The sequence below is a fragment of the Solitalea koreensis genome (assembly GCF_900182575.1).
GTDB lineage: Bacteria > Bacteroidota > Bacteroidia > Sphingobacteriales > Sphingobacteriaceae > Solitalea > Solitalea koreensis.
On sequence record NZ_FXSZ01000001.1, the window covers coordinates 219,732 to 242,756 of the forward strand.

The 23,025-nt window shown below is 38.9% G+C and carries 22 protein-coding genes and 2 tRNA genes; 16 read left to right on the top strand and 8 right to left on the bottom strand.

Going from position 1 to position 23,025, the window contains the following annotated elements:
* Positions 1-537 precede the first annotated feature (537 nt).
* Positions 538-3,567, top strand: a complete 3,030-nt coding sequence (locus FN756_RS01030; RefSeq protein WP_142600716.1) for a glycosyltransferase family 117 protein — start codon at positions 538-540, stop codon at positions 3,565-3,567.
* A gap of 650 nt (positions 3,568-4,217) precedes the next feature.
* Here the strand turns inward: FN756_RS01030 and FN756_RS01035 are convergent.
* The 4 genes from FN756_RS01035 to FN756_RS01050 form a co-directional block, all read right to left on the bottom strand.
* The gene (locus tag FN756_RS01035; protein WP_142600718.1) at positions 4,218-5,174 is read right to left on the bottom strand and encodes an acetyl-CoA carboxylase carboxyltransferase subunit alpha; all 957 of its coding nucleotides are present in this window, start codon (positions 5,172-5,174) and stop codon (positions 4,218-4,220) included.
* A 248-nt stretch (positions 5,175-5,422) separates the two neighbouring features.
* A complete protein-coding gene (locus FN756_RS01040; protein WP_142600720.1) occupies positions 5,423-5,785 on the bottom strand; it encodes a hypothetical protein in 363 nt (120 codons plus the stop codon).
* Between the two features lie 205 nt (positions 5,786-5,990).
* Positions 5,991-6,064: transfer RNA gene (locus FN756_RS01045), tRNA-Asn, on the bottom strand.
* Between the two features lie 64 nt (positions 6,065-6,128).
* Positions 6,129-6,202 (bottom strand) — tRNA-Asn (locus FN756_RS01050).
* 177 nt (positions 6,203-6,379) lie between these two features.
* On the opposite strand from FN756_RS01050, the gene FN756_RS01055 reads away from it, so the two are divergent.
* Both FN756_RS01055 and FN756_RS14370 read left to right on the top strand, forming a co-directional pair.
* On the top strand, positions 6,380-7,288 hold the full coding sequence (locus FN756_RS01055) for a PfkB family carbohydrate kinase (RefSeq protein WP_142600721.1): 909 nt from the start codon (positions 6,380-6,382) through the stop codon (positions 7,286-7,288).
* A 108-nt stretch (positions 7,289-7,396) separates the two neighbouring features.
* A complete protein-coding gene (locus tag FN756_RS14370) occupies positions 7,397-7,558 on the top strand; it encodes a hypothetical protein (protein WP_185955142.1) in 162 nt (53 codons plus the stop codon).
* Here the strand turns inward: FN756_RS14370 and FN756_RS01060 are convergent, their stop codons facing one another.
* Entirely contained in the window at positions 7,559-7,795 is a 237-nt protein-coding gene (locus FN756_RS01060; RefSeq protein ID WP_142600723.1) for a cytochrome b5 domain-containing protein, read from the bottom strand.
* Positions 7,796-7,912: 117 nt separating this feature from the next.
* On the opposite strand from FN756_RS01060, the gene FN756_RS14375 reads away from it, so the two are divergent.
* Positions 7,913-8,053: a hypothetical protein gene (locus FN756_RS14375; RefSeq protein ID WP_185955143.1), complete on the top strand. Its 141-nt coding sequence runs from the start codon at positions 7,913-7,915 to the stop codon at positions 8,051-8,053.
* A gap of 19 nt (positions 8,054-8,072) precedes the next feature.
* Positions 8,073-8,408 (top strand): hypothetical protein, encoded by a 336-nt coding sequence (locus FN756_RS01065; protein ID WP_142600724.1) that lies wholly within the window; start codon positions 8,073-8,075, stop codon positions 8,406-8,408.
* A 127-nt stretch (positions 8,409-8,535) separates the two neighbouring features.
* On the opposite strand, the gene FN756_RS01070 is transcribed toward FN756_RS01065, so the two are convergent.
* The 3 genes from FN756_RS01070 to lpdA all read right to left on the bottom strand — a co-directional run bounded on the left by FN756_RS01070 (position 8,536) and on the right by lpdA (position 12,079).
* Positions 8,536-9,072: an RNA polymerase sigma factor gene (locus FN756_RS01070; RefSeq protein ID WP_142600726.1), complete on the bottom strand. Its 537-nt coding sequence runs from the start codon at positions 9,070-9,072 to the stop codon at positions 8,536-8,538.
* A 461-nt stretch (positions 9,073-9,533) separates the two neighbouring features.
* On the bottom strand, positions 9,534-10,547 hold the full coding sequence (gene murB / locus FN756_RS01075; protein ID WP_142600727.1) for a UDP-N-acetylmuramate dehydrogenase: 1,014 nt from the start codon (positions 10,545-10,547) through the stop codon (positions 9,534-9,536).
* A gap of 128 nt (positions 10,548-10,675) precedes the next feature.
* Entirely contained in the window at positions 10,676-12,079 is a 1,404-nt protein-coding gene (gene lpdA, locus FN756_RS01080; RefSeq protein WP_142600729.1) for a dihydrolipoyl dehydrogenase, read from the bottom strand.
* Between the two features lie 229 nt (positions 12,080-12,308).
* Between lpdA and FN756_RS01085 the strand changes: the two genes are divergently transcribed.
* The 11 genes from FN756_RS01085 (at position 12,309) to nuoK (ending at position 22,988) form a co-directional block, all read left to right on the top strand.
* Positions 12,309-12,743 carry a CBS domain-containing protein gene (locus FN756_RS01085; protein WP_142600731.1) on the top strand — a complete coding sequence of 145 codons (435 nt, stop codon included), beginning with the start codon at positions 12,309-12,311 and terminating at the stop codon, positions 12,741-12,743.
* Between the two features lie 54 nt (positions 12,744-12,797).
* Complete coding sequence (locus tag FN756_RS01090) at positions 12,798-13,232, top strand: NADH-quinone oxidoreductase subunit A (RefSeq protein ID WP_142600733.1); 435 nt, start codon at positions 12,798-12,800, stop codon at positions 13,230-13,232.
* A gap of 155 nt (positions 13,233-13,387) precedes the next feature.
* Positions 13,388-14,026, top strand: a complete 639-nt coding sequence (locus tag FN756_RS01095; protein ID WP_142600734.1) for an NADH-quinone oxidoreductase subunit B — start codon at positions 13,388-13,390, stop codon at positions 14,024-14,026.
* Between the two features lie 29 nt (positions 14,027-14,055).
* Entirely contained in the window at positions 14,056-15,804 is a 1,749-nt protein-coding gene (gene nuoC, locus FN756_RS01100) for an NADH-quinone oxidoreductase subunit C/D (protein ID WP_142600736.1), read from the top strand.
* Positions 15,805-15,891: 87 nt separating this feature from the next.
* Positions 15,892-16,356 carry an NADH-quinone oxidoreductase subunit NuoE gene (gene nuoE, locus FN756_RS01105; protein ID WP_142600738.1) on the top strand — a complete coding sequence of 155 codons (465 nt, stop codon included), beginning with the start codon at positions 15,892-15,894 and terminating at the stop codon, positions 16,354-16,356.
* Positions 16,357-16,404: 48 nt separating this feature from the next.
* Positions 16,405-17,694 carry an NADH-quinone oxidoreductase subunit NuoF gene (gene nuoF / locus FN756_RS01110; RefSeq protein ID WP_142600739.1) on the top strand — a complete coding sequence of 430 codons (1,290 nt, stop codon included), beginning with the start codon at positions 16,405-16,407 and terminating at the stop codon, positions 17,692-17,694.
* Positions 17,675-20,365: an NADH-quinone oxidoreductase subunit NuoG gene (gene nuoG / locus FN756_RS01115; protein ID WP_142600741.1), complete on the top strand. Its 2,691-nt coding sequence runs from the start codon at positions 17,675-17,677 to the stop codon at positions 20,363-20,365. Before nuoF ends, nuoG begins: the two co-directional genes overlap by 20 nt.
* 78 nt (positions 20,366-20,443) lie before the next feature.
* On the top strand, positions 20,444-21,403 hold the full coding sequence (nuoH, locus tag FN756_RS01120; RefSeq protein WP_142600742.1) for an NADH-quinone oxidoreductase subunit NuoH: 960 nt from the start codon (positions 20,444-20,446) through the stop codon (positions 21,401-21,403).
* Between the two features lie 80 nt (positions 21,404-21,483).
* Positions 21,484-21,999 carry an NADH-quinone oxidoreductase subunit NuoI gene (nuoI, locus tag FN756_RS01125; RefSeq protein WP_142600744.1) on the top strand — a complete coding sequence of 172 codons (516 nt, stop codon included), beginning with the start codon at positions 21,484-21,486 and terminating at the stop codon, positions 21,997-21,999.
* Complete coding sequence (gene nuoJ / locus FN756_RS01130) at positions 21,996-22,523, top strand: NADH-quinone oxidoreductase subunit J (protein ID WP_142600745.1); 528 nt, start codon at positions 21,996-21,998, stop codon at positions 22,521-22,523. Before nuoI ends, nuoJ begins: the two co-directional genes overlap by 4 nt.
* 153 nt (positions 22,524-22,676) lie before the next feature.
* Positions 22,677-22,988: an NADH-quinone oxidoreductase subunit NuoK gene (gene nuoK, locus FN756_RS01135; protein ID WP_142600747.1), complete on the top strand. Its 312-nt coding sequence runs from the start codon at positions 22,677-22,679 to the stop codon at positions 22,986-22,988.
* Positions 22,989-23,025: the final 37 nt, after the last annotated feature.

Here is a 23,025-nt window from a genome sequence, read left to right on the forward strand (position 1 = left end):
GTTTTGGGATTGCAAAAGTAGAAACAAAAATTTAATATCCAAAAAAATATTTTTTTTATTTTTTGTTTCTGATTTCAAACTATTAGCGAGTAGAACCCGATAACCAATTGCCGTTGCAATCGGCCGCAAAGATAGGATCAAGATTGAAATAAAAAAATATTTTTTAATGATAATTTTCCATCACCCTACTTTCAAGACTATAACCATCACCATTTTATTCAGATAATCAATGTTTTAAGCAAACCGATTTTAAATGTTTTTTTTCTAAGCCAGGCTCATTTTCAGGAAGAGTTCTACTAATTGCACTCGCTAGACAACAGAATTCAAAGAATGAAAGACAAAGCAATAGTACGAGCCAAGTAAAAAGACAGAAATGGAATGGAAATTTTCAGGATAAAACTGGAAGCAATGGATTAAGTCAAATATGTCGCCATGATAATTTATGTCGGCACATTTATTTTTTATAAGAGCACAAAATAATTTTTAACTTCGGCGGTTTGATAATACAATAGAAAAACAATAGTCAAATAAGGCTTTATGACAAATTATACCCGTTCAAACGTCATCTTCGGATGGCTTGCATTTCTTATTGCAACAATTACTTACACTTTAACACTCGAACCCACCGGAAGTTTCTGGGACTGCGGTGAGTTTATTTCCGCGGCTTATAAACTACAAGTAGTTCATCAACCAGGAGCTCCTTTATTTCTTATGATTTATAGAGTACTCTCCACGTTTGCTAGTGCCCCTAGCCAGGTAGCTTGGTGGACTAACTTCGGCTCTGCCCTATCAAGCGGTGCTACTATCATGTTTCTTTTCTGGACCATCACTCACCTGGCAAAGAAATTAATTGTAAAAGAAGGTTCCGTGATAACATTAGCAAATACAGTAGCCATTATGGGTGCTGGCATGGTTGGTGCATTGGCTTATACATTTTCTGATACGTTTTGGTTCTCAGCTGTAGAGTCAGAAGTATATGCAATGTCATCACTTTGCACTGCTATTGTTTTCTGGGCAATTTTAAAATGGGAAAACGAAGCGAATGATAAGCATGCCGATCGCTGGTTAGTATTCATCGCCTATATGATGGGCTTGTCAATTGGCGTTCACTTATTAAACTTATTGGCCATTCCTGCAATTGCTTTCGTCTATTATTTCAAAAAGAACACACCAACTACCAAAGGCGCAATCATTACATTTATAATATCCTGCATCATTTTAGTCTTTGTAATGTATGGTGTAATCCCTGGTATTGTTTCCCTTTCTGCATGGTTTGACAAAATATTTGTAAACAGTTTTGGCATGACTTTCGGAAGTGGCGTAATCTTCTTTTTGTTACTTCTGATCTCCGGTTTAGTTTACGGCATTTACTATTCGATCAAAAAACAGCATGAACTACTGAATATGGCAATGCTTTGCCTAACCTTTATTATTATCGGTTACAGCTCATTTGCAATGGTAGTAATTCGTGCAAAAGCCAACCCTAACCTTAACAATAACGACCCTTCAAATGCCTACTCTTTCTTAAGCTATCTGAATCGTGAGCAGTATGGCGACCGTCCATTATTGTTCGGGCCTTACTTTGATGCCAAAGTAGAGTCACAGGAAGAAGGCGCTATGCAATACCGTAAAGGAGCAACTAAATACGAAGAAGTTGGACGCAGACCGGTTCCTATTTACGAAAAATCAAGAAGCACAATTTTCCCTCGACTTTTCAGCGATGATCAAAGTCATCAACAATTTTACCGTCAATGGTTAGGGTTAACCGGCGCGCCTAATTTTGCAGATAACATTAAATTCTTCTTAGGCTATCAGGTTAACTACATGTATTTCCGTTATTTCATGTGGAATTTTGCGGGTCGTCAGAATGATGTGCAAGGACAAGGCAGCGTGCATGAAGGTAACTGGATTAGCGGCATTAAACCGCTTGATGCTATCCGTTTAGGAAATCAAGACAGCTTACCAAAAAGCATCACCGAAAATAAAGCGTATAACCGACTATACTTCTTACCGTTAATTCTTGGATTAATTGGTTTTGTGTTCCAATATCGTCGTAATTTCAAAGACCTTTCAGTAGTATTTTTATTATTCTTCATGACAGGTTTAGCGATTGTGCTTTATCTGAATCAAACGCCGTTACAACCACGTGAACGAGATTATGCCTATGCCGGTTCGTTCTATGCCTTTGCCATTTGGATTGGTTTAGGCGTACTTTGGCTATACGAACTTTTATCCAAGAAGATGAATGTTCTTGCTTCGGCGGGTATTGCGACAGGACTTTGTTTAGTTGCGGTTCCAGCTTTGATGGCAAAAGAAGAGTGGAACGATCATGATCGCTCTCAACGTTACTTAACCCGTGACCTTGCTGCCAACTATTTAAATTCTTGTGCACAAAATGCAATTATCTTCACTTATGGCGATAACGACACCTATCCACTTTGGTATTGCCAGGAAGTGGAAGGCATTCGTACAGATGTTCGGATTGTGAACTTAAGCTTATTAGGAACAGATTGGTACGGCCGTCAGATGAAAAATAAAATGAACGATTCTGAGCCGGTTCCAATTTCATTAGCAAATGAAAAATTCGCGCAAGGTATTCGTGATTACGTTCCTTTATTTGACCAAAATATGGCGGGGAACTCTGACTTGAAAGACGTTATCGATTTCATTGGAAGCGATGATCAGCAAGCCAAAGCGCAAACTCAGGGCGGAGAAATGATCAACTACTTGCCTACTAAAAACCTTAAACTTACTGTCAATAAAGACGATGTGATAAAATACGGCGTGGTTGCCCCTAAATATACCGGCAAAATTGTAAACGAAATTGATTGGACTTTACCATCGAACGGCTTATACAAAAATGATTTATTAGCACTGGATATTATTGCTCACAACAACTGGAAACGCCCAATCTGTTTTGCAATCACCGTACCTGATCGTAACTACTACGGATTACAAGATTACTTCCAGAATGAAGGCTTTGCATACCGTTTAGTGCCGATGAAAAAAGATTCAACAGCTGGGATATTAGGACGTGAAGGAAGCATCAATACTGCTATTATGTACAACAATGTAATGAATCGCTTCAAATGGGATAACTATAATAAACCGTTTATTTATGTTGATCCTGAAAGTTCACGTATGACTACCACTGCACGTAGCACATATTTAATTTTAGCACAAGCTTGCTTCAACGAAGGCAAACTTGATTCATGTGTAAAAGTACTGGATCGTATGAATGCTGAGATTCCGTTTATCAACAACCAAGTAGGTTATAACCTTGTTCCTGACTTGCTGGCTGCCGAACTCTACTTTAATTGTAAAAAATATGACAAAGGAACTAAGCAAGCTCTTAAATTGAATGACTTTGTTGCAGATCAATTAAATTATTATCACTCAATGGGCACAAGTGGCTTGCGTCGTTTTTCTGAAGAAATTCAGTTCGGAATGGGCCTAATCAATGAACTCAGCGGTATTGCACAAAAGAACGGACAAGCCGGTCTTAACAAAAAACTAGATGACGAATTGAAAACATGGCAGAGTAAATTTGGCTCTGTGCAGCAATAGTAATCATCTCAACTCGCTATTAAAAAATCCCTCTCGTATTAAAACGAGAGGGATTTTTATTTTTCAAACAACTTTCCTTCAACTCATTACCTCAGAGCACTAAAATTGTTACCTAATGAACACCAAATTTGTTACCTAAATGGCCACTAGACCACAGGATCCAACTCCTATTTTCGCGCCACAATTAATTCTTAATCTTATAATATGCATACCATTTTACCCAAATTCAAAATCGCATTAGTTCTGACCCTAGCTTTTACCACCTTATCGATTACCTCATGTGAAAAAGATAAAAACATAGAGGAACTACAAAGAGTACAAAAAGGAAGTATATCCAAAGGAGATAAACTACTTAATGCCGAAAAAAAATAGCAATTAGTTGATTAAGAAAAAGAGCTACCTCGGTTTGAGGTAGCTCTTTTTCTTAGTATCTATGTAACGTCAATGCATTTTAAAGCATTTACTGATTAACTCATTTCGTTTCTAATGTGCGCCCTTAATGCACCCATTTTTAACCCAAAGGCTATAAGACATTGTAACCCTTATCAAATAATTAGAATCAACTCTCTTCAGCCCGACTAAAAAACAAACGAGCCGTTCTGAATCAGAACGGCTCGTTTGTTTTTTAGAATTATTTTCTAAAATTAAGATTATTCTTCGTTAACAACTCCCATTGCCGAGAATTTATTAATACGCTCGTTGATCAATGTATCTACCTTTTTATTTTTTAGTTCTGCAAGATCTGCTATAATTTTTGCTTTCACTGTCATGGCAATTTCTTCAGGGTTATTATGAGCCCCTCCAAATGGTTCTGTAATAACGCCATCAATTAATTTGTTAGCAAACATATCTTGTGCGGTGAGTTTCAAGGCATCGGCTGCTTTCTCTTTGAAATCCCAGCTTCTCCATAAAATAGAAGAACATGATTCAGGAGATATTACTGAATACCATGAATATTCCAACATGTACACTTTATCTCCAATACCAATTCCTAATGCACCACCAGAAGCACCTTCTCCAACAATGAAGCACAAGATAGGCACTTTTAATATTGACATTTCGAGCAAATTACGGGCAATTGCCTCTCCTTGTCCACGCTCTTCAGCCTCCAGACCAGGGAAAGCCCCCATAGTATCGATTAACGAAATTACAGGCACGTTGAATTTTTCGGCCAGTTTCATCAAACGAAGCGCTTTTCTATACCCTTCAGGATTTGCCATCCCAAAATTATGAAACTGGCGTTCTTTGGTATTTTTACCCTTTTGATGCCCAATTACCATTACTGGTTGCCCGTCAATAGTAGCAAATCCTCCCACAATAGCCTTATCATCCTTTACAGTGCGATCACCATGCAATTCGATAAAATCCTCACACATCATTGAGATATAATCGAATGTTTGAGGACGCTCAGGATGACGAGACATCTGCACCTTTTGCCAGCCGGTAAGGTTGCTGTATATATCTTTTTGGGTCTGTTCTATTTTGGTTTCTATTTCTTTAATAGTTGCCGAAAAGTCAACCTTAGTTTTTTCTTGCGCTTGCTGAACTTTTTCAAGCTCTTCCATCAATATTAAGATTGGCTTTTCGAAATCAAAAGTTGGTTTCATTCGTGTTTAATTAGTTTTTTATAGTCCAATAAATCTTGATTCCGATTTAATGAGCCTGTAAAAGTAAAAAACATTTTCACAAAAAACGCCTTAACATTGCAAATCACTAGCTATCAAACACATAAGAAACTAACAAATTGGATAATGCTAAAATTAAAGTCCTGGTCTTCAATTTAAGACGTTAACTACCTAATCAAAGTCATCGCATTTTGTTTTTCAATTTTCCTCCCAACCTCCCACCTATCCGGTTATTGGTCTTCTATTTCCACGGCATGATACCGGGGGAAGCCTCGATCAGCCTTATACCCTTCAATGACTTCAGCCAGCTTAAAACTATCCGTTTTTCGCGTATCAATTACAAGCCTTGCTGTTGCTACTTCAAAAGTAACTGCACATTGAATTACTCCAGGTTGTTTTGATAATAATTTGTGAATATCGTTCCCCTCTGCCCGATTAAAAGGCATACCAATGATCTTAAAACAGACCTTTTTTTCAACAGAATCTTTTGAAACAGTAAAATAATTAGAGAATCCTATTTGATGATGATCACTAATAAATCCGGCAAAAAATATACTGAATAGGATAAAAAAGATGCTCTTCCAGTTTCTCATAACGATCGATTAAAGGGTGACACTTTTACCCCAAAAATATTGCCATAAATAACTGAAAATCAAATCATAAACAATATTCCAGATCCTTAATGATACTTAGAGAATTAGAGAATTAGAGAATTAGAATGAACCTAAGGACAAGAGTAGGCTATTACGATAAGACTATAAAACAAAAAATCCCGTCGATTACTCGACAGGACTTTTGCTCCCAAGCCTGGGCTCGAACCAGGGACCCTCTGATTAACAGTCAGATGCTCTAACCAGCTGAGCTACTTAGGAATTTAATTGAGAAGTGGGAGTCGTCCCTTTTTGTACTGCACCAGAATTAATCTTTGCAGTATCGCTCCCAAGCCTGGGCTCGAACCAGGGACCCTCTGATTAACAGTCAGATGCTCTAACCAGCTGAGCTACTTAGGAGTGTTATACCTTTTGAAAGGCTTTTCATTTCTTCAATTAAAAACAGCTTAAATGTAACTCGTTTAAACTATTTCCCTTTTCAATTTCCGATACCGTTGTATCGTTTTGGGAGTGCAATATTCGGGATTTAGAATTAAATATGCAATATTTGCGAAGAAAAAATTTAAAAAAAATTGCATGAGCTTATTGGCAGTTGGAACGGTGGCTTTTGATGCCATCGAAACCCCTTTTGGTAAAACCGACAGAATTGTCGGAGGTGCAGCCACTTACGTTTGTTTGTCGGCTTCTTATTTCACTTCAAATGTAAATTTGGTTGCCGTTGTTGGAGATGATTTTCCTGGAGAAGAAATTAAAGATTTAAATAATCACGGCATCAATACCGATGGTTTGCAGATTCGAAATGGTGAAAAATCATTTTTTTGGTCGGGCAAATACCATAACGACATGAATAGTCGTGACACTTTAGTGACCGAACTAAACGTACTTGCCGATTTCGACCCGGTTATTCCTGCGAGCTATCAGGACTGCGAATTCCTGATGTTAGGCAACCTTACTCCTCAAATCCAACAAACGGTTATTAAACGCCTTACAAAGCGCCCTAAGCTAATTGTAATGGACACCATGAACTTTTGGATGGACATTGCCATGGACGACTTAAAAGAAACCTTAAAATTAGTGGATGTACTTACCATTAATGATGAAGAGGCGCGTCAGCTTTCGGGCGAATATTCATTGATTAAGGCAGCGCGTGCGATTCAAAACATGGGACCAAAATACCTGGTGATTAAAAAAGGAGAACACGGTGCTTTATTGTTTGGTAAGGAACAAATCTTCTCAGCTCCTGCCCTTCCCTTAGAAGACGTTTTCGACCCAACAGGTGCCGGTGATACTTTTGCAGGCGGATTTATAGGGTATATGGCCAGCAAAGGCGAAATTACATTTGAGAATATGAAACGAGCGGTGATTCATGGTTCGGCAATGGCATCCTTCTGCGTTGAAAAATTCGGAACCGAGCGCATTAAGAATCTAACTCCAAAAGAAATAGAGGAACGAGTTGCAGCATTTTCAAAACTGGTTCAGTTTTAAGCGTTTCTCTTATAAAATAAAAAACTGGCTTCTAAATAAATATAGGCCAGTTTTTTTATCTATTGATAGTTTAAAATATTTATAAATTTGAGCGTTTAAAAATCAAATATGGACGCAGTATTTTCAACAGCAATTGCCTTCCTTTCTCTTTGCGTAACAGTAGCATTATTCTATTACGTAATTAAGTATCTAAAAACTCAAACTGAGCTTACCCAGCTTAAAATGGAAAAACTAAAAAAAGAGATTGAACAACTAGAGGATCGCCAATAATCATTTCAAGGTACCAACAACTTCAAATTTCTCAAAAACATGATCATTGTGCGGGGCATCTTTCAGTTCATCTGTTAAATCTTGCCCTGCCCAATGCTCATAATGCTTCCCATTTCTCCACAATCGGCTATGACTTACATTGTAAATTAGCCCTTCAAAAGCAACCCATATTTCAGGCCTATCGTGTCCATTGCGTAAAGCAAGCTGGCTTTTAGTATACGCTTTTAACTCTTCCATCTGCTTCAAAAATAGAATCCGCATCTGACAAATGAGAGGATTAAAGTCTTTTTTAAAGATTGCTTATTGAAAAACGACTCCTGAAAACAAAATAAGCACCTCAAAATCATTAACTTAATGCAAAATTTAAAGCCTATAACGATGAACGAAAACAATTCAGGAATCCCTGCCAACGATCCTAAAAACAAAGCATCCGAATTGGCCAAAGATATTACAGCAACTGACGATGTTAAAAAAACAACTTCAGAGAAAATTTGAGGATATTAAAAATGATATAATGTCAAAATTTGAGGATATAAAAAACTCACTTAGCCCGGAAAATATTGATAAAATAAAAGAAATTGTAAGTAAAAAGTTCGATACTATTTCGGACGAAATAGCCGAACAGCATGAAAGCCTAAAAGGCAAAGCTTCGGAAATTGCCAGTGATATCAGAAAAAACTTCAGCGATGAAAATTTAAGTCACTATAAAGAAGAAGCTAGCGCAAAACTAAACGATTTCAAAGACGACTTCTTAAACATGGACCTCGATACAAAAGCCAACGAAGCCACTACGGCAGCAAAAGGAATTTGTGGAAAACTTAAAAACTTATTTGGAAACAAAGATGCTTAGGTAAACCTTCAATTTTAAACAAAAAGGTTTTCTCATTTTGCAGAATACCTTTGTTTTTTTCAAGCTAACGATTTCATAAAAAAGGCCTGCAATAGCAAGCCTAATTATCTAACCTAAACACAAAAAATTAATCTTCATAAACAACCTTTTGAGGCCTTCCTTCGCTGTAATCCTTTAATTGAACTTTCAATAATTTACGGGCTACATGAATACGGGTTTTTACAGTTCCAATCGGAATGCTTAATTCCTCAGCAATTTCATGGTATTTATACCCTTCATAATACATGGTAAATGGGGTATAATATTCACGTGAAATTTTTCCGAGCGACTTATTAATGTCTTCCATTATAAACTTCCCTTCTGCATAATTACTAGCCGAACTGAACAATAAATTTGAGGGCAGTATTTCGTCTGTTTTAGTTACTATACTATTTACCTTCACTAGCCTACGGTAGTTGTTGATAAAAGTATTTTTCATGATGGTATACAACCATCCTTTTAAATTAGTGCCTTCTTTAAATTTATTATAATAAGTGATGGCTTTGAGTAATGTATCCTGAACCAAATCATTGGCGTCATCAGAGTCTTTCGTAAAATGCAGAGCATACATTTTCAATGAAGGAGCTTGCCGCACTACTAAAATGCTAAATTCAATACTTGTCATAGCGTTTAACCTTTCACTAATTTTGTTAAACAAATTTACAGCAGGCAATACTAAAATCCAAGCATTTGTTTAATTATTTTATAAATTAATTAAACAATGTGTTTAAACAGAGATTGTAAATTTAAAGGAATAAAGTTTACTTGCTAAATCAATGTCATTCTAGCAAAATGAGTTTGAAATAATTCGTTAACCTTTCAATTTTAATACAATATACTGATTATCAAAATAATAGCAAAAACAAAACAAGTAACATCTTAAACACAAAGGAAGAAAAAAACAATACAGATAAACCAGGCAGCTATCTGTTTAAAACGCTTATTCAGTATTATTAACATTTCACAGTCCTGCTTTCTGTTACAAGGCTTTGCTCAACATTAGCGGAAGTTTTGTACAAATCTTGAACCTTCCAGGCCAAACAGATTTAGTAAGCTAGGTCGTTGCTATAAGGCTACAGCAACCAATTAAAATATATTTACTTCACGCTCCAGTTCCACCCCAAACTTTTCATTGACTGACTGAATAATGCGTGCAGAGAAATCAAAAATTTCTTTACCAGTGGCACTTCCATGATTTACCAACACCAATGCTTGATTTTTCCAAGTACCGGTATGACCCACTACTTTACCCTTCCAACCACATTGTTCAATTAACCAGCCAGCTGCCAGTTTAATTTTTCCTTCACCAGCAGGGTAATTTACTACATCCGGATGCGCAGTAACTACCGATTGAAAATGCTGTGCAGAAATAATTGGGTTTTTAAAAAAACTCCCTGCATTACCAATAGTTGAAGGATCAGGAAGTTTAGAAACCCGGATATGGGAAACAACGTCGCTTACATCTTTGATCGTCGGCTTTTCAATACCTCTATTTTTCAACTCAGTTTCAATGGCTCCGTAACTGGTATTCAATTTAGGAGTTTTAGAAAGCTTGAAATTTACTGAACAGATTATGTATTGACCTTTGAATCGTCCTTTGAATACGCTTTCTCTATAACCGAATTCACACTCCTCTTTGGTAAAAGTTCTAAAGGAAAGGCTAGTAATATCAAATGCTTCCAGACTATGAAAAATATCTTTAACCTCGACTCCATAGGCTCCAATATTTTGAATTGGGGCTGCTCCAACAGAGCCGGGAATCAAGCTAAGATTCTCCATTCCACAGAAGCCATTGTTAACGCAATACATCACCAAATCATTCCAAACTTCACCTCCTCCAGCATGAACATAAACATCATCTCCCTCTTCAGTGGAGCTAATGCTTTTAATATTCACCTTTACAACCAATCCGTTGAAATCATGGGTAAAGAGCATATTGCTTCCTCCTCCTAAAATCAACAAAGGCTGACGCGAAACTTCCTTATTCAAAAAAAGTTCGGTTAGTTGTTCTCGGTCGGTAATTTCAACAAAATTGCGCGCGTTCACATCCACACCAAAAGAATTTAATTTACGTAAGGATTTATTATGCTGAATGTTCATGAAGTAATAAAGGGCTGAGAATTAATAGGCACGAAAATAAGAAAATAGTCCATTGTCCATAATCATTAGTTCTACCTTGAACTAAAACATATGAACCATGGACTATAATCTACGGGTCCGATTATCGATTAAATATGAATAGCTCTGTTAGCCGTTGCTGCCAAAGCTGCTTCTTTGAATGCTTCAGTATAAGTTGGGTGAGCATGACAAATACGAGCGATATCTTCTGCGGAAGCACGGAATTCCATAGCTACCACAGCTTCTGCAATAATATCAGCAACGCGAGGACCAATCATGTGAACGCCAAGTATTTCGTCGGTTTGAGCATCAGCCAACACCTTGATCAAACCATCGGTATCCATACTTGCACGGGCACGACCACTGGCCTTGAACGGGAATGAGCCGGTTTTATATTTTATTCCTGCAGCTTTTAATTCCTCTTCGGTTTTACCAACAGCAGCAACTTCAGGCCAGGTGTAAACAACACCAGGAATAAGGTTATAATTCATATGAGGCTTTTGTCCTGCAATTAATTCAGCCACAAAAACACCTTCTTCTTCAGCTTTATGAGCTAACATTGCACCTCGAACCACATCCCCAATTGCATAAACACCTTTTACTGAAGTTTCCAAGTGATCATCAACAGTAATCTTTTTACCACGTTCTTCAACAGTGATACCAATATTTTCTAAGCCTAAGTTTTCAGTATAAGCAGTACGTCCTACCGCAACTAAACAGTAATCGCCTTTAATTTCAACAAGTTCGCCTTTAGGGTTTTCTGCTGTAACGGTTACTTCTTTGCCTTTTACCTCAGCACCAGTAACTTTATGGCTCATCATAAACTCAAACCCTAAACCTTTCAATGAACGTTGTAATTGCTTTCCAAGTTCACGGTCCATAGTTGGGATAATTGAATCCATGTATTCCACAACAGTAACTTTTGCACCTAAACGAGCATACACCGAACCCAATTCAAGCCCGATCACACCCCCCCCAATAAGGATAAGGTGTTTAGGAACTTCAGTTAAGTTTAATGCTTCTGTAGAAGTGATGATACGTTTTTTATCATTTTTAATAAACGGAAGAACAGCAGGTTTTGAACCAGTAGCAATAATTACTTTATCGGCTTCAATGGTTTGCTCTGAACCATCGTCTTTTTTAATCTTAATTGTATTCTTGTTTACAAAAGAACCATGTCCGAAATATGAATCGATTTTGTTCTTTTTAAACAGAAACTGAATACCCTCCGTAGTTTGTTTAACCACTTCGTTTTTACGTGAGATCATTTGACCGATATTCACCTTCAAGTGGCTCAATTCAATTCCATGTTTTTTGAATGTATGAGCAGCATTATGATAATGCTCAGATGAATCAAGCAGAGCTTTTGAAGGAATGCAGCCTACATTTAAACAAGTTCCACCAAAGGTATTGTAACGCTCAACAACCGCGGTTTTTAAACCTAATTGTGCGCAACGAATTGCCGCAACATACCCGCCCGGGCCTGAACCGATAACTACTACGTCGTATTTCATTTTTAATAATTAAGATTTAGTGTAATATGTAGAGTTGTGGAAGTCCTAAACTCTTTTGATGAAACATATTTTTTTTGCGCAAAAGTAATTAAATATGATAAGGATAAAAAGTTAAACAGGAGATAAAACAGCCTTACAAAAAGATAACACTTTGATTTTATGAAGCAAAGTGGTAAATTAATATTAATTAGCATTCAATAAACCTATTCATCTATCTAAACATATGATTATGCCAAAAGTTAGGAATATATTAAAAGAAAAAGGCAATGCTATTTATTCAATTGCTCCTAATCAAACGGTTTATGAGGCATTAGAAATGTTAGTCGATAAAAACATAGGCGCTTTGGTGGTACTCGATAAAGATAAGTTCGTTGGCATATTTACTGAACGCGATTATGCTCGAAAAGTAATCTTAAAAGGTAAAGCTTCCAAGGAGACGCTAATCGGTGAAATCATGAACCCTGATCCAATATCTACTAATTCAGATGAAGGCTTAGAGCAATGTATGAATTTGATGACCAACAAATTCACCCGGCATTTACCGGTTATAGACGATGGCAAATTAGTAGGCCTGATATCTATTGGCGATTTAGTTAAATACATGATTGATGAACAGAAATTCATCATTGAAAACCTGGAACATTACATTGCAGGACAGAAATAATTCATCCCTTTGATTAAACAAGTTTGAATTTAACTTCGCGGGGAGGCGAAAACAATGATAAATTCTACTCCGCCAATTCCAAGTTGGCCTTTTATACTTTATACATCAATTGTTTTCTTTCTTGTACTTACCATTCTTGCCCTCTCCTATATACTGGGCCAGCATCATAAAGAACGTGCAACCGATCAACCTTATGAATCAGGCATTTTGGAGACAGGTACAGCCCGCCTAAGGTTCTCAAATCAATTTTATCTCGTAGCAATGCTCTTTGTAATTTTCGATATCGAAGCTGTTTTCATTATACTTTGGGCATTATCATTCAAAGAATTAGGCTGGCCGGGGTACTTAGGAATATGTATTTTCATCGCCATATTAATAATTGTTTTGATTTACGAATGGAGCATTGGCGCCCTTGATTTTGGACCTAATGGAAAGAAAATACTAAAGGCATACAAAAAGAGAATGAAGACTTGGGATGAAAGCAGATAGTTTAAAACTGAAAGCGAAAAAAGGTTTAAGATCTGAGAATGAAGGCACAATTTGGAAAGTTAAAAACGGAAAGATAAAAGGGGCTTAAACACATAGAAGAAGACAAAAAAACCTAAATCCTTAAATCTACAACCTATATCCTTGACTTAATTAACATGAAATGGTGGCTGAGTAATCCGGAAAACCCAGAAAGGGCAATTAAGGGAACAAGTTCTTTTGAGGATACTATGCACCAAAGTGTAGTACTAACCACTGTGCAAGATTTGCTGGCATGGGGACGAAAAAACTCGATGTGGCCTTTTCACTTCGGACTCTCCTGTTGTTTTGTAGAGATGGCCACCAGTATTACCAGTAAATACGATGTGGCCCGTTTTGGAGCAGAGGTTATTCGTGGAACACCTCGAGAAGCCGATGTTATGGTTATTGCAGGTACCGTTTTTATAAAAATGGCACCGATCATTAAACGTTTACACGAACAAATGATGGAACCGCGCTGGGTTATTTCAATGGGCTCATGTGCCAATTCAGGAGGCATGTTCGATATATACAGTGTGGTTCAGGGTGTGGATAAATTTCTACCGGTAGATGTTTATGTACCCGGTTGTCCGCCAAGACCTGATGCGTTTATGCATGGATTAACGCTATTAGCTGATTCAGTAGGCAAAGAGCAAAGGCCCTTAAGTTGGACCATCGGCGAACAAGGAATTATTAAACCTGACAAAAGATCAATGAAAGATATGAAGAGGGAGGAAAGAATGAAAATAGCAGATTATCCCTCTCCCGACACAGTTTGAAGAATAATTATTAAAAGCGCTCTCTATAAATGGAACTTCGTTCATCTTTGGTTGATGAACTGATCCTACACTTCGGTGAATCAGTTTTCACTCAGCAAACCACTGCTGATGAGATTACCACACTTTGGGTAGTCAAAGAAAAGCTAGTGGATGTGCTGAGCTATTTAAAAAACGATCATCCCATTCAATTTTCGATGCTCTATGATCTTTCAGCAATCGACGAAAGGTCTTACGCTAAAAAAAATAATCATCATTCTACCGAATTCACTTTAGTTTATCATCTCCTATCTTTCAAAAGAAACCAATTCATCCGTTTAAAAGTTGCCTTAGAAGGCGAATTCCCCAAAATGTCAACCATTACACATCTCTGGGTTGCCGCAAATTGGTACGAGCGTGAGGTATTTGACATGTTTGGAATTCAGTTCGAAGGTCATCCTCATCTCAAACGGATATTAATGCCTTTAACTTGGGAAGGCCATCCTTTGCGCAAAGAACATCCGGCAAGGGCCACGGAAATGGGTCCATTTAAACTTTGGGATGAAAAACAAGACAAAGAACAACATGCATTGCAGTTCCAACCAGAAGATTGGGGCTTGAAACGCAAAAGTGCAGATACGGATTACATGTTTTTAAACATCGGTCCGCAGCACCCAGGCACTCATGGTGTACTGCGAATCATTTTACAGTTAGATGGGGAAGATATTGTTGATGCAGTTCCGGATATCGGGTTTCACCACCGCGGTGCCGAGAAAATGGGCGAACGTCAATCGTGGCACACCTATATTCCCTACACTGATAGAATTGATTATTTGGGTGGAGTAATGAATAACCTTGCCTATTTACTTTCCGTTGAAAAACTAGCCGGCATTACGGTTCCCGACCGCGTTAAAACCGCCAGAGTTATGCTCTGCGAGTTCTTTAGAATTGCCAGTCATTTGGTGTGGTACGGAACCTTTGCACAAGACCTCGGACAACTTTCTCCTGTTTTTTACATGTTTACGGACCGCGAAAAGGTATTTGATATTGTTGAAGCCATTACCGGTGGGCGTATGCATCCTAATTGGTTTCGTATCGGCGGACTAGCACAAGATCTTCCAAAAGGTTGGGATAAAATGGTAAGCGAATTTGTGGCATATTTCCCGAAACAGCTAAGGGAATATCATGACATGGTGATGAAAAACAGCATTTTCAAAGCAAGAACCATAGGCATAGGAATCTATACGTTGCAAGAAGCTATTGAATGGGGAGTTACCGGACCCGGCTTGCGGGCTTGTGGTTTTGAATGGGATTTCAGAAAAAAACAGCCTTATTCAGGTTACGAAAACTTTGAATTTGATATCCCAACCGCTCAAAACGGAGATTGCTATGATCGTGCAGTAGTTCGGGTAGAGGAAATGTGGCAAAGCCTGCGCATCATTGAACAGTGCCTTAACAATATGCCCGAAGGTGATTACAAATCTGATCATCCCCTCACGACTCCCCCTCTTAAAAAACATACGATGCAGGATATTGAAACCCTGATCACACATTTTTTAGGCGTGAGCTGGGGGCCGGTGATTCCACCCGGAGAAGCGATGAGCTGCATTGAAGCAACAAAAGGAAGCAATAGTTATTACCTGATAAGTGATGGAAATACATCACCCTATCGGGTTCGTGTGCGCACCCCATCATTTCCTCATATGCAAATGCTCCCATATATCAGTAAAGGTTATACTGTAGCTGATTTATTATCGATTTTGGGCAGCATGGACTATGTATTGGCAGACATTGACAGGTGAAAAAAGTGGAAAGTAGAAAGTGTAAGAAATAAAAAACATTGGCTAGTGCGCCAGGGTATGTACATCATGTTATAATTTTTTGAAAATATGTTAAGTTCTGAAGAGATAAAAGAAATAGAACATGAAGTGGCTCAGGTACCACATCGGAAAGCTGCATGTATTGAGGCATTGAAAATTGTGCAGAAACATCGTGGCTGGGTTTCCGACAGCAGCTTAAATGCTGTTGCAGATTACATGGAAATGTCGACCGCGGAATTAGACAGCATCGCTACTTTTTACAATCTTATCTTCCGTAAACCTGTTGGCCGGCATGTAATTTTATTGTGCGACAGTATAAGTTGTTGGGTAATGGGCTATGAAAAGGTTTATGATGCCTTTAAAAATCATTTGGGTATTCATTTCGGAGAAACAACACCTGATGGTCGGTTTACCTTATTGCCCAATGTTTGCCTTGGCACCTGTGACCATGCTCCTGCTTTAATGATCGATGAGGATACATATAGAGATGTTAAGGAAGAACAGCTGGAAGGCATTTTGGAAAAATATAAATGACAGAAGGACTGAATAACAGAATAAAACCTCACTCAATCATTTAAAAACATGGAAAGGCCGCTTACCAAAAACATTCATATTGATCGTCCGCCGCTCAACTTAAAAGAATATGAGATGACGGGTGGCTATAAGTCTGTTCGAAATGCGCTTAAAAACATGTCTCCCGAAGAAGTTCGATCATTGATCCAAGAATCGAATTTAAAAGGACGAGGAGGAGCAGGATTCAACACTGGAATGAAATGGAGTTTTGTACCGAAAGGACCAGATGCTCCTGCAACAAAATATCTTATTGCGAATGCTGATGAAATGGAACCCGGAACTTTTAAAGACCGCCTATTGCTCGAAGGTAATCCGCATCAGTTAATTGAGGGCATGATTGTTTCATCCTATGCTATTCAGGCGACAACGGCATATATATTTTTAAGATGGGCTTATAAAGAAGCCGCGTTGAGAATCAGGCAAGCGATTCACGAAGCCTATGAAGCCGGCTATTTAGGTAAAAACATATTGGGCACTGAATTGAATCTCGAGATGCATTTACATACCGGTGCTGGGCGATACATATGTGGTGAAGAAACGGCCTTGCTCAATTCACTGGAAGGAAAACGTGCTTCACCAAGAGCAAAACCACCATTCCCGCAGGTTAGCGGATTATTCGGCAAACCCACTATTGTGAACAATGTAGAAACACTCTGCAATATTCCTCATATAGTTAACCATGGTGCGGATTGGTTCAGGAGTTTAAGTTATAGTGAAGATGGTGGCACCAAACTTTATGGTGTTAGTGGAAGGGTTAAAAAACCAGGGATTTGGGAGCTGCCTATGGGCATTACCATGCGGCAACTGGTCGAAGAATATGCAGGAGGAATGCAAAAAGGATATAACTTCCGTGGTGCTTTACCGGGTGGAGCCTCAACTGATTTTTTAACCGAACAACATTTGGATATAAAAATGGATTTCAAAACCGTGAGTGCTGCGGGGAGTCGACTAGGCACAGGAACCATGATCGTGTTGGATGACCATACTTGCCCAGTGGGGTTTGTTCATAACCTGCAGCATTTCTTCGCTCAAGAGTCTTGCGGATGGTGTACTCCATGTCGCGAAGGCCTTCCATGGGTAGAGCGAATTTTATTATCCATAGAAAAAGGAGAAGGCAGATTGGAAGATCTGGATTTATTGAGTTTCCATACAACGTATCTCGGACCTGGAAGTACATTTTGTGCATTGGCTCCCGGCGCGATGGAACCATTACAAAGTGCCTTGAAATATTTCAGAGAAGATTTTGAGCGTCACATTCATGATAAAAAATGCCCATACAATGGCAACCATATACATTGACAATAAAGCATACGAAGTAAAGGAGGGCAAAAATCTATTGGAGACTTGCCTTACCTTGGGATTCAACCTACCCTACTTCTGTTGGCATCCAGCCATGGGATCGGTAGGCGCTTGCCGTCAGTGTGCAGTAAAGGTATTTAAAGACGAAACCGATACACGTGGAAGAATAACTATGTCGTGCATGGAATCCGTATCAAATGAACTTAGACTATCCATTTCTGATGCCGATGCGGTACAGTTCAGAGCCAATATAATTGAATGGTTAATGACCAACCACCCGCATGATTGCGCCGTTTGCGACGAAGGCGGTTCTTGTCATTTACAAGACATGACGGTGATGACAGGCCATAACTACCGAAGATTTGAATACAAGAAACGAACCTACCAAAACCAATATCTCGGCCCCTTTATCAACCATGAAATGAATCGATGCATTCAATGCTACCGCTGTGTTCGGTTCTACAAAGATTATGCAGGCGGCAAAGACCTCGACGTTTTTGCCGCTCATAACCATGTGTATTTTGGCAGAAGTGAGGATGGCATTTTACAAAACGAATTTAGTGGAAACTTAGCCGAAGTTTGCCCTACAGGCGTATTTACCGATAAAACCTTAAAAGAACATTATACTCGTAAATGGGATTTCACATCTGCCCCATCTGTTTGCCAACATTGCAGTTTGGGTTGCAATATCATAGCTGCCGAACGTTATGGCGAGTTGCGACAAATTACAAGTCGCTATAATGGAGAAGTTAACGGGTACTTTATTTGTGACCGGGGGCGTTTTGGGTATGAATTTGTCAACAGCCCACTTCGGATTAAAGAAGCAAAATTAAGGGATGAAAATTCTAAAGACCTCAATAAAAAAAATCTTCTAAATAAAACATCAGCTTTAATAACACCCGGAAAAACCATTGGCATTGGTTCACCAAGAACTTCCATGGAATCAAATTTTGCTTTAAGAAAATTGATTGGTGCGGAAAACTTCTATCAAGGAATTTCTGAACAAGAAGCATCATTGCATAAGTTAATTCTTGAAGTTATGAATTCCGGGATTGCATATATTCCATCCTTGAAAGAAGTAGAAGAAGCTGATGCAATTCTAGTACTTGGCGAAGACCTTCATAATTCTGCCCCAATGCTCGCCCTAGCTGTTCGACAAGCCATACAAAAAGGTCCCTCAGAGCTTAAAACCAGCCTTCCGGCATGGCACAGTTTAGCCTTGAAAGAATTTATTCAACAAGAACATGCTCCATTATTTATTGCCAATCCTCTAAAAACACAATTGGACGAACTGGCTCAGGCATCCTTAAATCTGTCGCCTGCTGAAATTATTCAGTTGGGTTATGCTATTGCTCATCATATCGATTCAGCCTCACCTATTGAACATCTTCTCTCTGAAAGTCTGCTAAAAGAAGCCAAAGCGATTGCCAAAGCATTATCAAAAGCCAAAAAGCCATTAATCATTACAGGCACGAGCAGCATGCAGGAAGGCCTTGTAAAAGCGGCTGCCAACATCGCTAAATCATTAAAAACCGCTAACCTATGCTTTGTAGAACATGAATGCAATAGCCTGGGATTGGCGATGATGGATGCTCCTCCTTTGGAAGAAGCCATGAAACACGTTTTTTTGAACGATACAGATACGGTAATTATTCTCGAAAACGATTTGTACCGAAGAACGTCATCTGGCAATGTTGATCGATTCTTCGAAGCATGTAAAGAGATCATTGTAATCGATCATCTTCATAATAAAACAACTCAGAAAGCAAGTGTATTGATTCCTACCGGCACTTTTGCCGAATCAGACGGCACCCTGATTAATAACGAAGGCCGTGCGCAAAGCTTCTTTCAGGCTTTAAATGCAAAAAATGAACTGATACAGGAAAGCTGGCGCTGGCTTAATGAATTATTTTCATTGCAAAAAGGCATTTCAATAAAAGATCGTACTTCGCCACATGAACTTTTAGAAGAAATTGCGATTGCCATGCCTCAATTCAAAGGGATTGCACAAGCAGTTTTACAGAGTGACTTTCGGATTAACGGACAACGTATCCCTCGAGAACCTCATCGCTACAGCGGACGAACCGCAATGAATGCCCATGACAATGTAAGTGAGCCTAAACCTGCACAAGATCTTGATACACCTATGTCATTTACGATGGAAGGTTATCGAGGAGAACCCCCTTCGTCCATCATTCCCTTTTATTGGTCGCCGGGCTGGAATTCAGTACAATCCGTTAATAAATTCCAGATTGAAATTGGAGGAGCTTTGCATGGAGGAGATCCGGGAATCAGATTGATAAACAACAAGGAGGGTATGAGTTCTTACTATGACAATAATTTTGTACCAATCGAACTGAAAGACCAGGAATGGCTAGCCATTCCGGTGCAACATATTTACGGCTCGGATGAATTAAGCATACATACTCCAGGCGTTACCGAACGGTCACCTCAACCCTATATTGGCCTAAATAAATTAGATGCAGAAAATTTGAATTTACAGGATGGTAGCAAAGTGACTTTTGAAACAGATGGCGAAGAAGTAACCCTTCCTCTGAGAATCATAACTGAATTACCCAGGAAGGTAGCCATACTGCCTCACGGGTTACAGGATTTTAATTGTCACTTACCGATTATATTAAGAATAAAAAATTTAAAAAAGTCACGCTGAGCTGAGTCGAACCGCTCATTGACAAAAGTTTTTCGACTCCTCAAACTCACATTATTATTAGTACTGGATAATAAGGATATGAACGAAACATTAACATATATTCTCACTATTGTAGGAGAATTGTTCAGCCTGCTCACCTTGGCGGCCCTGCTCATATGGGTGGAGCGGCGCATGTTGGCATTATGGCAAGATCGTTTAGGACCAAATCGGGCTGGCCCATTCGGACTCTTTATCGTAGTGGCCGATACCCTAAAATTATTCTTCAAAGAAGATTGGATTCCTCCCTTCTCCGAAAAGGCGGTTTTTGTAATTGCTCCAGCCATTTTGGTAATCACTGTATTGCTTAGCTTCACGATCATACCTTTTGCACCCGGAATCTTAATTACTGATTTCAACATTGGGATACTCTTCTTCCTGGCGATGTCATCATTAGGCGTTTACAGCATTGTGCTGGGTGGATGGGCATCCAATAACAAATATTCATTATTGGGCGCTTTACGTGGTGCCTCACAAATGATTTCTTACGAAGTATTTATGGGCCTTTCGTTAATGGGCGTAGTTATGCTTTCTGGCTCATTCAGTTTGCGTGATATTGTAGAAGCTCAACGCAATCATTGGTTCATTCTTTTACAGCCGGTAGGATTTGTAATTTTCTTTATAGCCGGAATTGCTGAAACTCATCGGTTGCCTTTTGATATTCCTGAAGCCGAAAGTGAGTTGGTGGCAGGATTCCATTCCGAATACTCCAGCATGAAGTTCGGCATGTTTTTCATCGGCGAATATTTAGGCATTACGCTTATATCGGCCATGGTCACAACTTTATTTTTGGGGGGATGGTTGGGCCCTGAATTTCTGCCTCCGATTTGCTGGTTTGCTTTAAAAACTTTCGCATTCATTCTGTTTTTCATCCTGTTAAGAGCTTCACTTCCGCGTCCGAGGTATGATCAATTAATGGGTTACGGATGGAAAGTGTTGTTACCGGTTACTTTGTTGAATTTACTGGTAACTGGAGCCGTTGTGCTTTTACTGAAGAATTAAAAGTCCACGAACCATAGCCGATGGCCCATGGACTCACTAAATCTCAATTCGCAATATGCATATCTCAATACTAAAATAAAATGTTCAGCATCATCCGTAGTATATGGCTTACATCTTTGCACATGTTCAGAAAACGCGCCACCATCGAATACCCTGAACACAAAGCTCCTTTGCATCCACGTTACCGCGGACGGATTGTGCTAACACGGGATCCTGACGGAATGGAACGTTGCGTGGGTTGTTACTTATGTGCGGCAGCCTGTCCGGTTGATTGTATTGCACTGCAGGCTACCGAAGATGAGAACCACCGTCGTTATCCGGAGTTTTTTCGCATCAATTTTTCGCGCTGCATTTTCTGCGGCTATTGTGAAGAAGCCTGCCCTACCTATGCTATCCAACTCATCCCTGATTTTGAAATATCCGAATACGATCGTCAGAATTTAGTCTATGAAAAACAGGATCTCTTGATTTCAGGAGAAGGTAAATACCCGGGTTACAATTATTACAAAGTGGCCGGATTGGATGCCGGTGTGAAAAATAAAGGTGAAGGAGATAACGAAGAACCTCCGATTGACATACATAGTTTACTACCATGAATCTACTCTTTTCTATATCATCAGTCATTGCCATAGTTTCAACTCTTATGGTGATTACCCGTAAACATCCGGTGCACGCATTGCTGTATTTAATCGTTTCATTTCTGGCAATCGCGGTGGTCATCTATCAACTGGGAGCTCCTTTTATTGCCATTTTGGAACTCATTATTTATGCAGGAGCAATCATGGTACTGTTCATATTCACCATGATGCTGCTAAACCTCGGAAAAGAAACGATAGATCAGGAAAGAAAATGGCTCCAACCACAAACTTGGACCGGTCCGGTTTTGCTTTCTCTCATTTTATTAGTCGAGCTAATTTATCTTCTATCAAAATCATCAAGTCAAGAACACGCCATTACCGGAATGGACACGAAAATAGTGGCTCAAACACTTTTCGGGCCCTATTTGATCTTGGTGGAATTAGCCGCATTGTTACTTACGGCAGGCATAGTTGGTGCCGCTCACATCGGCCAACACAAACGGCGCGTTTCACACCGGTTTTTGGAAGAATACAATGAGTAAAAAAATTACGGAGTATGCTGAACATCCACAAAAAGAATAGGCAAAAAACTAAATCCAAATGAAATGAGAACACTCCTCACGCTGATATGTAGAGAAACAAAAAGACTAAATAAGTAATAACCTATCACTATTGAAATTAATGAAGTAACAAGAATGAACACTGACATATCCATTTCACAGGTATTGATTTTAGCAGCAATCTTATTCTCATTAGGACTTATCGGAGTTGCGATTCGTCGAAATGTGCTGTTTATGTTAATTTCTGTAGAAATCATGCTTAATGCTGCAGGATTAGCATTTATAGCAGCAGGCGCGAAATGGAATCAACCCGATGGACAAATCATGTTTTTATTCATTTTGACCATGGCCGCAGCCGAAGTTTCAATTGGCCTGGCCTTAATCATGCAAATATATCATCAACATCAATCACTGGATATAGATAAAGTAAATGAAATGAAGGGATGATCCAGTTGGCAGTTTTAAACCAGAGTTATTTATGATC

Excerpts from the sequence above, each read along its gene's own strand:
- FN756_RS01065 (WP_142600724.1), top strand. The coding sequence starts at position 8,073 with ATGTCAAAATTTGAGGATATAAAAAACTCACTTAGCCCGGAAAATATT.
- murB (WP_142600727.1), bottom strand. The coding sequence starts at position 10,547 with ATGAACATTCAGCATAATAAATCCTTACGTAAATTAAATTCTTTTGGT.
- FN756_RS01095 (WP_142600734.1), top strand. The coding sequence starts at position 13,388 with ATGAAATGGTGGCTGAGTAATCCGGAAAACCCAGAAAGGGCAATTAAG.
- FN756_RS01035 (WP_142600718.1), bottom strand. The coding sequence starts at position 5,174 with ATGAAACCAACTTTTGATTTCGAAAAGCCAATCTTAATATTGATGGAA.
- nuoJ (WP_142600745.1), top strand. The coding sequence starts at position 21,996 with ATGAATCTACTCTTTTCTATATCATCAGTCATTGCCATAGTTTCAACT.
- FN756_RS01070 (WP_142600726.1), bottom strand. The coding sequence starts at position 9,072 with ATGACAAGTATTGAATTTAGCATTTTAGTAGTGCGGCAAGCTCCTTCA.
- FN756_RS01090 (WP_142600733.1), top strand. The coding sequence starts at position 12,798 with ATGATAAATTCTACTCCGCCAATTCCAAGTTGGCCTTTTATACTTTAT.
- FN756_RS01030 (WP_142600716.1), top strand. The coding sequence starts at position 538 with ATGACAAATTATACCCGTTCAAACGTCATCTTCGGATGGCTTGCATTT.
- nuoE (WP_142600738.1), top strand. The coding sequence starts at position 15,892 with ATGTTAAGTTCTGAAGAGATAAAAGAAATAGAACATGAAGTGGCTCAG.
- FN756_RS01055 (WP_142600721.1), top strand. The coding sequence starts at position 6,380 with ATGAGCTTATTGGCAGTTGGAACGGTGGCTTTTGATGCCATCGAAACC.
- FN756_RS01085 (WP_142600731.1), top strand. The coding sequence starts at position 12,309 with ATGCCAAAAGTTAGGAATATATTAAAAGAAAAAGGCAATGCTATTTAT.
- nuoI (WP_142600744.1), top strand. The coding sequence starts at position 21,484 with ATGTTCAGCATCATCCGTAGTATATGGCTTACATCTTTGCACATGTTC.
- nuoH (WP_142600742.1), top strand. The coding sequence starts at position 20,444 with ATGAACGAAACATTAACATATATTCTCACTATTGTAGGAGAATTGTTC.
- nuoC (WP_142600736.1), top strand. The coding sequence starts at position 14,056 with ATGGAACTTCGTTCATCTTTGGTTGATGAACTGATCCTACACTTCGGT.
- nuoK (WP_142600747.1), top strand. The coding sequence starts at position 22,677 with ATGAACACTGACATATCCATTTCACAGGTATTGATTTTAGCAGCAATC.
- lpdA (WP_142600729.1), bottom strand. The coding sequence starts at position 12,079 with ATGAAATACGACGTAGTAGTTATCGGTTCAGGCCCGGGCGGGTATGTT.
- nuoG (WP_142600741.1), top strand. The coding sequence starts at position 17,675 with ATGGCAACCATATACATTGACAATAAAGCATACGAAGTAAAGGAGGGC.
- FN756_RS01060 (WP_142600723.1), bottom strand. The coding sequence starts at position 7,795 with ATGGAAGAGTTAAAAGCGTATACTAAAAGCCAGCTTGCTTTACGCAAT.
- nuoF (WP_142600739.1), top strand. The coding sequence starts at position 16,405 with ATGGAAAGGCCGCTTACCAAAAACATTCATATTGATCGTCCGCCGCTC.
- FN756_RS14375 (WP_185955143.1), top strand. The coding sequence starts at position 7,913 with ATGCAAAATTTAAAGCCTATAACGATGAACGAAAACAATTCAGGAATC.
- FN756_RS01040 (WP_142600720.1), bottom strand. The coding sequence starts at position 5,785 with ATGAGAAACTGGAAGAGCATCTTTTTTATCCTATTCAGTATATTTTTT.
- FN756_RS14370 (WP_185955142.1), top strand. The coding sequence starts at position 7,397 with ATGGACGCAGTATTTTCAACAGCAATTGCCTTCCTTTCTCTTTGCGTA.